Annotated in this window: 6 protein-coding genes and 2 pseudogenes; 6 read left to right on the forward strand and 2 right to left on the reverse strand. The window is 67.0% G+C overall.

All coding sequences use genetic code 11. From position 1 onward, the window contains the following. Both QOI01_RS02685 and thiC read left to right on the forward strand, forming a co-directional pair. Window positions 1-191 (forward strand): NAD(P)(+) transhydrogenase (Re/Si-specific) subunit beta (locus QOI01_RS02685; protein ID WP_526378346.1); only part of this gene is annotated, 191 nt, incomplete at its 5' end. 32 nt (window positions 192-223) lie between these two features. Beyond that, window positions 224-1,690, forward strand: a pseudogene (gene thiC / locus QOI01_RS02690) (phosphomethylpyrimidine synthase ThiC); the annotation flags it as partial. A gap of 48 nt (window positions 1,691-1,738) precedes the next feature. Here thiC and QOI01_RS02695 read toward each other — a convergent pair. Next, window positions 1,739-2,197 carry a 6,7-dimethyl-8-ribityllumazine synthase gene (locus QOI01_RS02695; RefSeq protein WP_526378348.1) on the reverse strand — a complete coding sequence of 153 codons (459 nt, stop codon included), beginning with the start codon at window positions 2,195-2,197 and terminating at the stop codon, window positions 1,739-1,741. Between the two features lie 268 nt (window positions 2,198-2,465). On the opposite strand from QOI01_RS02695, the gene QOI01_RS02700 reads away from it, so the two are divergent. The 4 genes and pseudogenes from QOI01_RS02700 to QOI01_RS02715 form a co-directional block, all read left to right on the forward strand. Further along, window positions 2,466-3,944 carry an MFS transporter gene (locus QOI01_RS02700; RefSeq protein ID WP_526378350.1) on the forward strand — a complete coding sequence of 493 codons (1,479 nt, stop codon included), beginning with the start codon at window positions 2,466-2,468 and terminating at the stop codon, window positions 3,942-3,944. Between the two features lie 293 nt (window positions 3,945-4,237). After that, a complete protein-coding gene (locus QOI01_RS02705) occupies window positions 4,238-4,984 on the forward strand; it encodes a FadR/GntR family transcriptional regulator (RefSeq protein WP_526378352.1) in 747 nt (248 codons plus the stop codon). Window positions 4,985-6,065: 1,081 nt separating this feature from the next. Next, a complete protein-coding gene (locus tag QOI01_RS02710) occupies window positions 6,066-6,527 on the forward strand; it encodes an NAD(P)-binding domain-containing protein (protein WP_526378354.1) in 462 nt (153 codons plus the stop codon). Further along, a pseudogene (locus QOI01_RS02715) lies at window positions 6,448-6,720 on the forward strand (histidine phosphatase family protein); the annotation flags it as partial. The gene QOI01_RS02710 and the pseudogene QOI01_RS02715, both read left to right, overlap by 80 nt. Before the next feature lie 15 nt (window positions 6,721-6,735). On the opposite strand, the gene QOI01_RS02720 reads toward QOI01_RS02715, so the two are convergent. After that, window positions 6,736-7,752, reverse strand: a 1,017-nt coding sequence (locus QOI01_RS02720) for an MFS transporter (protein WP_526378356.1), incomplete at its 5' end; no start/stop codon positions are given.

Genomic DNA, 7,752 nt, shown 5'->3' on the forward strand with positions numbered 1-7,752 from the left:
GCTCACCCATTCACGGCATGCCGATCCTCAACGTCGACGCATCCCGCTCGGTGATCGTACTCAAACGATCCATGTCCTCGGGCTACGCCGGCATCGAAAACCCACTGTTCTTCCTCGACCAAACCTCCATGCTCTTCGGCGACGCCAAGAAATCCGTCAGCGCCGTCACCGAGGAACTCAAAGCGCTGTGAGCGCGGGTGCCCGTCGGTCGGGCCGTGCCCGCATGACCGGCGGGTCGACCCTGGGCGGGTCCGTCACCACCGGCCCGATCACCGGCGGTACGAAGTTCCACCGGAACCTCGTCGACGTGGCGGGCGCCAGGGTCCCGTTCCGCCGGGTGCATCTCTCCGATGGGCAGCACGTGGACCTCTACGACACCTCCGGCCCGTACACCGACGCCGACGCGGTGATCGACCTGACGGCGGGACTGCGGCCGCGGCCCGGCGTAGTCGCAGACCGCGGCACGCAGTTGCAGCGGGCGCGCACCGGGGAGGTCACCGCCGAGATGGCGTTCATCGCCGTCCGCGAGGGCGTACGGCCCAAGCTGGTGCGCGACGAGGTGGCCGCCGGCCGGGCGGTCATCCCGGCCAACCACCACCACCCCGAGAGTGAGCCGATGGTCATCGGCAAGGCGTTCGGGGTGAAGATCAACGCCAACATCGGCAACTCGGTGGTCACGTCGTCGGTCGCGGAGGAGATCGACAAGATGGTGTGGGCCACCCGCTGGGGCGCCGACACCATCATGGACCTCTGCACCGGGGGTGCCATCCACACCACCCGCGAGTGGATCCTGCGCAACTCGCCGGTACCAGTCGGCACGGTGCCGATCTATCAGGCCCTCGAGAAGGTCGACGGCGATCCCGTCGCCCTGACCTGGGAGGTCTACCGCGACACCGTCATCGAGCAGGCCGAGCAGGGCGTGGACTACATGACCGTGCACGCCGGCTTGCGGCTGAGCCACCTCCCGATGACCGCGGGCCGGCTCACCGGCATCGTCAGCCGAGGCGGCGCCATCATGGCGGCCTGGTGCCTGGCCCATCAGACCGAGTCCCTGCTCCATACCCACTTCGACGAACTCTGCGAGATCCTCGCTCGCTACGACGTGACGCTGTCACTGGGCGACGGGCTGCGGCCCGGGTCGATCGCCGACGCCAACGATGGTGCGCAGTTCGCCGAGCTGCGCACCCTCGGCGAGCTCACCAAGATCGCGAAAGTCCATGGCGTACAGGTGATGATCGAGGGCCCCGGGCACGTCCCCATGCACAAGATCGCCGATCTCGTGCGCCTGCAGGACCAGCTCTGTCACGGCGCACCATTCTACACGCTGGGCCCGCTCACCACCGACATCGCGCCGGCCCACGACCACATCAGCTCCGCGATCGGCGCCGCGATCATCGCCCAGGCCGGTACCGCGATGCTCTGTTGTGTCACGCCGAAGGAACGCCTTGGCCTGCCCGGCCGCCAGGACGTCAAGGACGGCGTGATCGCCTACAAGATCGCCGCCCACGCCGCGGACCTGGCCAAGGGCCGCCCCCAGGCGCAGTTGCGCGACGACGGTCTATCCAAGGCGCGCTTCGAGTTTCGCTGGAGCGACCAGTTCGCGCTTTCACTCGACCCGGACACCGCGCGCGAGTACCACGACCAGACCCACACCGCCCCGCTCGCCAAGAACGCGCAGCTGCGCTCCATGCGAGCGAGTGCCGACGTGACTCGCCCGTCGCAATCCCGCCAGGGCGAATCAGGCGATCGGCAGCGCCTTCAGGGAGGCGAGCGTCGCCGCGCACGCGACGGCCGCCTCGGCACCCTTCTTCGCGAGGTGCTCGCTGAAGTAGCCGACGTGCTCGTCGTGCTCGTGGAAGTGATGCGGCGTCAGCACCACGGAGAACACCGGCACGTCGGTATCGAGCTGAACCCGCATCAATCCGTCGATGACCGCAGTGGCCACGAATTCGTGACGATAGATCCCGCCGTCGACGACGAGCGCCGCCGCGACGACCGCGGCGTAACGACCCGAGAGGGCTAGACGTTTTGCAGTCAACGGGATTTCAAAGGCACCGGGCACCTCGAAAAAGTCCAACGCGCTCGGCGAGTAACCCAGTTCGGTCACCTTCGAAGTAAACCCGTCGCGGGCACGATCGACGATATTCCGATGCCAGGTAGCCTGGACGAAGCCGATCCGTCCCTCTGTATCGCTCATGAGCCGATTATCTCATTTGCCTCACCGGCTGGCCGATCGCTCAGGGCGTTGGCCGAGACCGGCTGTCCCCACTCAGACACCGTCCAGGTACCCGGCGTAACCTCGCAGCGGACACTGCCCCGTCGCAATCAATGCGTAGAAACGGCGTGCCGGGCCAAGGACGACCTCGGCGCGCAGGGTTCCGTTCGTCGGAATCGGCAGAAGTGCGGCTGAAGGGATCGTGGGTGCTGGACGTCGATGACACCGGGTTGGGTGTCCGGATCAGTCGATGGTGAATCCCGAATCGACGACCGCGGTCGGGTTTCGGTCGGAGCGCGGGCCAATCCTCATCTCCGTCATGCTCAGCACCGGATTGGTGGCCATCGACTCGACCGTGCTGGCGACCGCCATCCCCTCCATCGTCGGCGAGCTGGGCGGATTCGACCAGTTCCCGTGGTTGTTCTCGGTATACCTGCTCGGGCAGGCCGTGACCACGCCGATCTACGCGAAGCTCTCTGACACCCTCGGCCGCAAGCCGATACTGCTGACGGGGATAGCCCTATTCCTTCTCGGCTCCATCCTGTGCGCTACGGCGTGGAACATGCCCGCGCTGATCGTGTTTCGCGCCGTGCAAGGTATCGGCGCCGGGGCGGTTCAGCCCACCGCCATGACGATCGTCGGGGACATCTACACGCTGGCCGAACGAGCCAGGGTGCAGGGCTATCTGGCCAGCGTATGGGCGATGTCGTCGGTCATCGGCCCCACCCTGGGCGGCGTCTTCTCGCAATTGGGACTCTGGCGAGGCGTCTTCCTGATCAACATCCCGCTCTGCCTGCTCGCGATGTGGATGCTCAAGCGGCACTATCACGAGACCGTCGAACATCGGCGGCGCAACGTCGACTACCTGGGCGCGCTGCTGTTGGCGTGCTCCATGACGACGTTGATCCTTGCCATCCTTGGCGGCGGACAGACCTGGGCATGGACCTCGACGGCGAGTATCAGTGTGTTCTCGATCGGCGGCGTGCTGCTGGCGAGCTTCGTGATCGTCGAGCGTCGAGCCGTCGAACCGATCCTGCCGCTCTGGGTGCTGTCGCGCCGACTGCTGTGTTCGACCACCATCGTGGCGCTCGGCGTTGGCGCGATGCTGATGGGGCTCACCTCCTACGTGCCAACGTTTCTCGAAGGTTCCCTGCACGTCGAGCCAATCGTCGCCGGCCTTGCGCTGGCAGCCTTGACAGTCGGATGGCCGGCCACCGCGAGCCTCTCCGGAAGGTTCTATCTGCGCTGGGGCTTCAAGAGAACCGCAGTGGTTGGTGCCGCACTGGTCATCCTCGGAGCCTCGGCGCTGGCGGCGACGGCGCACCGACCGAACGTTGCCGTCGTTGCTGCGGTGTGCTTCGTGATCGGCGCTGGCATGGGCCTGCTGGCATTGCCGACTCTCATCGCCGCTCAGTCCAGTGTCGAGTGGAACGAACGGGGAGTCGTCACGGGCAGCAACATGTTCGCCCGGTCGCTGGGCAGCGCAGTCGGAGTCGCCATATTCGGCGCCATCGCCAACGCGATCTTCGGTTCGGGTGACGTTCATTCCGTCGGCCCTGCGGCGATCACGTCGGGTTCGGCCGCGGTGTTCCTCGGTGTACTGATCGTCGCGGTCGCGACAGCCCTTGCCGTGGTGGCGATGCCACGGACTCCGCCCCCGAACGCGGGCGACGCCGCGACGGAGGAGGCGGCGGAGACGGAGAGCGCGGCCAGGATCCACGGGGCCTAGGAACCTCTGTCGAGCCCGCGGGCCTTCGAGGAACCGCCTGCGACCCAGTCATTGGCCCAGGAACGGGGCCGGTGCGCTCTATTGCGTTGAGCACCATGGGATCTGCACGTCATCCGTGCGCGGGTGTGACGTCACCGGGAACCTCACCCACCGAGACCGGATTCGCACCACTCACGAGTGCCTGCCGTGGGCATCGGCCCCGCTCCCGGCGGCCCGGGCGTCCGAGCCGATGCCCGGCACGCCCTGAACGTCATAGCTCCCCGTTGAAGGTCTAGTGGAATTATGATTGGTCCATGGCGTCACAGGATCAGTTGGCAAAGTCGAACGCGATGGCGGACGGTATGTTCAGTCGGGTCGTCCCCGGTCGGGCGTCGGGGATGATCGTCGACCAGATCCGGTTGCTCATCCGGGACGGGCAGCTGAAGCCGGGTGACCGGTTGCCCCCCGAACGCGACCTCGGCGAGCGCTTCGGCGTCAGCCGCGTCACCGTACGGGAGGCCTTGCGAGGGCTGGAAGCCAACGGCATGGTGGCCATCAAGGTCGGCGCCCACGGCGGCGCCTTCGTCACAGCGCCGACGTGCGCGCTGGTCGGCGAGGGCATCATCGACCTGCTCTCGCTGTCCCAGCTCACCGACAAGGAAGTCACCGAGGCCCGTCAGATCCTCGAACTCGGCATCATCCCGTTCGTCTGCGAGCGGGCGACCGAGGAGGACATCTCCGACCTTCTCGCGATCTGCGACCGTGCCGACGAGGACCTTGCCAACGGCTCCTATCCGATGTCGCTGTCGGCCGAGTTTCACAGCCGTGTGGCCCGCGCGAGTCACAACGCCGCCATCGCCATGCTGGCCGATTCGTTTCACGGCCCTACCCTGAGCTCGCTGCAACACGTCCAGGAAGGCCATCCCGAGATGGGAATCCGCGGCAGCCGGGAACACCGCCAGTTCGTCAACGCCATCAAGAAGCGTGACCTCGAGAAGGCCACCGCTGTCATGCGCACGCACATCGGGCGTACTGCCCGGCACGTGTCAAGCGGGCAGTGACTGCAGGAAGTCGATGACCCTGGCGGGTGCGGTTTCGGCCGTCTGGGCGGCCACGGGCGCGTCCCAGAAGTCGGCCGCAGGCAGACACTCCCGTAGGTATGCGCCGCCGACGGTGCATGCGAAGAGTCGTTCCCCGGCACGATGAGCGCCGGAACATTCAGCGTTAGAAGATTTTCGAGCTCCGCACCGGGCACGGTGTCCCGGTCGAACAACAACCTGCACATGCCCGCGACGATCACCTGGTACCGGGCGGGATCCAGGTCGACGTAGCGGGCCGTGAACTCGCGGTCGCGGCGATCGGGCGCAACGGTCGCCATCACCGTGGCGATCGAACAACCGACGCACGCGCCCATGACGTAGGCCCGTTGGTAGCCGAGATGATCGAGCAGCCCGATGCCCTGATAGGCGTAGTCGAGCCACCGCACCCGCTCCACCCGGCCACCGGATCCGCCGGACTCGCGTTTGTCGAAGGTGATGCAGGTGAACCGTTCTCGCAACCGGGCCAGCATCGCCGTGCGCTGATAGATCCCGTGCGTTTCCCAATTGGACATCGTCGCGTTGAATCCGCCGGGTGAGAACATCAACAGCGGCGGACCCGATCCCGCGACCGTGTAGCGGGTGAGGATGCCGTCGATCACGGCCTCGGAGGCCGGTGTGTCCGACGTGGAACTCATCGGCGTCTGCCTCCTTCAGCCCGCGGTGGGCACAGAATTCGTCCATCAGTCCGTAGCGCCCCTGGCTGTCGCGGAACGCGATCATCCGCTCGCTCAGCAGCTTTGCCCGTACGGGCCGCCAGTCGTCGTCGGGCAATTCCTCGGCCAGCATCGCCGGCAGCCAGTACTGCCGGAACAACTCCCCCATCGGCGTACCTGGACCGGTACGGGTCAACAGCTCATTGACGTCTGCTCTCAGCACGATCCGCCCTCTCTAAAGTCACCGTCTCGGCGCGGTTGAGACCGTCACCACAATAAACTAGCTGTAATACCATTAGGTTCTTTATGGCCAGCCTTCGACCACATTCGGCCTGGCGCTCCCCGCGACGCCGCCGCGTTCGAGGAACTTTGAGGGAAGGAGACGAAACATGATCGGAGTCATCGGAGTTGGTGACATCGGTCTGCCGATGACCGGGCACATCCTCGGCCACGGATTCGACGTCATCGCCTACGACGTCGATCCGCAGCGCCTCGCCGCCGCCGCGGCCAAGGGCGCCCAGCCCGCGTCGGATCTGTCCGAACTGGACCGCGCCGCCGACATCGTCGTGTCGTGCCTACGCACCGACGACCAGATGGGGGCGGTCGCAGGGGAACTGGCTGCTCAGGCGAGCCCGGTCGACTGCTCGTCGCGGCAGGCACCCACTGGCTGGGCGCCATGCGGCGCGCGGCGGCGGTGGTGGAGGCGGCCGGCCCGCGACTCATCGATGCGCCGGTGGTCTACGGCGCGCTGGGCATCACGCCGCTGCCCGCAGGCTGCTCCCGTATTGGCATGGGGCGATCGCCGCCGATCTCGCGGCGGGTCGCGTCACTCTCGTCGTCGCGCACGGTAATTCGTTGCGCGCGCTGTGCATGCACCTCGACGGCCTCTCTCCGGAGCAGGTGCGCTCGCTGCACCTGCCCACCGGGGTGCCGCTGCGTTACGACCTCGACGAGACCCGCCCCCGGGTATCGGGCGGTCGGTACCTCGACCCGTCCGCAGCGGCTGCGGGCATCGCGGAGAGCGTCGCCGCCGGCATGCGCTGAGTCGGCTGCCAGGCTCTACTGAGGCAGCCGCGGAGGCTTGACGTCCGCCGCCGATGCCACTCGTGGTGTGCCGGCTGCGGATTCCTGTTCGGCCTCGGCGTGCAGGAAGCGGCCGTGGGTCTCGGGCAGGAGAGCCAGGCCGACGAACGAGATCACCATCAGTGCGGAGATGACCGTGGTTGCCATGCCGATACTGCCGTCGAACCACCCAGTCGCGATCGCCCCTGCGACGAGTGGGCCTGCGGCCGTGCACAACCGGCCGATGCTGTTGGTGACCGCCATGGCCGACGCCCGAACCGACGGGCCGAAGAGTTCCGGGAAGTACACGGCATTGCCGGCCAGCACGCCGAAGACACCGAAACCCACGACCGGCAGCAGCCACATGTACATGGCGTAGGTGTCGGCGAACGGGTAGAGCACGCACACGGCGGCGAGACCGACCACGAGGCTCATCACGTAGGTGTTCTTCCTGCCGATCTTGTCCGCGATGAAGCCCCAGCTCATGTACCCGAGCGCACCACCGATGTTCAGCATCGCGGTGCCCCATGCGACGGCGGTGACCACCGCGGCATCGGTCAAGCCGTCGTGGGCGACGACTGCGCGGATGTTCTGCGGGGTCCAGGTGCTCACGCCCCAGAAGGCGAACAGGGCGCCGACGCAGATCAGGGTGCACGCCACCGTCGTCTTCAGCATTGGCGGGGTGAACAATTGGGTGAGGACGAACCTGTCACTGCCCTGCTTGGCGGCGCCGGCAGCGCGCTCCGTCTTGCGCCTGGCCCTGGTGGCCTTGACCTCGGCCATGGTCTCCGGCTCGTGCACGTTGCGCCGGATGAAGAGCACCAGCAGCGCCGGAATGAGGCCGAACGCCATGGTCCACCGCCAGCCGAGGTGTCCGACGAAGTTGTACACCACGGCCGCCAGCAGCGCGCCGAGCGCCAGCCCGGACATCATCACTCCACTGGCCTTGGCGCGGTGCCTGCTGCTCGCCCACGCCTCCGCCACCAGTGCCGCGCCGATCGGAAGCTCGACGCC

Origin of the sequence: Mycobacterium sp., from assembly GCF_032162605.1 — a bacterium.
Classification (GTDB): domain Bacteria; phylum Actinomycetota; class Actinomycetes; order Mycobacteriales; family Mycobacteriaceae; genus Mycobacterium.

Excerpts from the sequence above, each read along its gene's own strand:
- QOI01_RS02700 (WP_526378350.1), top strand. The coding sequence starts at position 2,466 with ATGGTGAATCCCGAATCGACGACCGCGGTCGGGTTTCGGTCGGAGCGC.
- QOI01_RS02705 (WP_526378352.1), top strand. The coding sequence starts at position 4,238 with ATGGCGTCACAGGATCAGTTGGCAAAGTCGAACGCGATGGCGGACGGT.
- QOI01_RS02695 (WP_526378348.1), bottom strand. The coding sequence starts at position 2,197 with ATGAGCGATACAGAGGGACGGATCGGCTTCGTCCAGGCTACCTGGCAT.
- QOI01_RS02710 (WP_526378354.1), top strand. The coding sequence starts at position 6,066 with ATGATCGGAGTCATCGGAGTTGGTGACATCGGTCTGCCGATGACCGGG.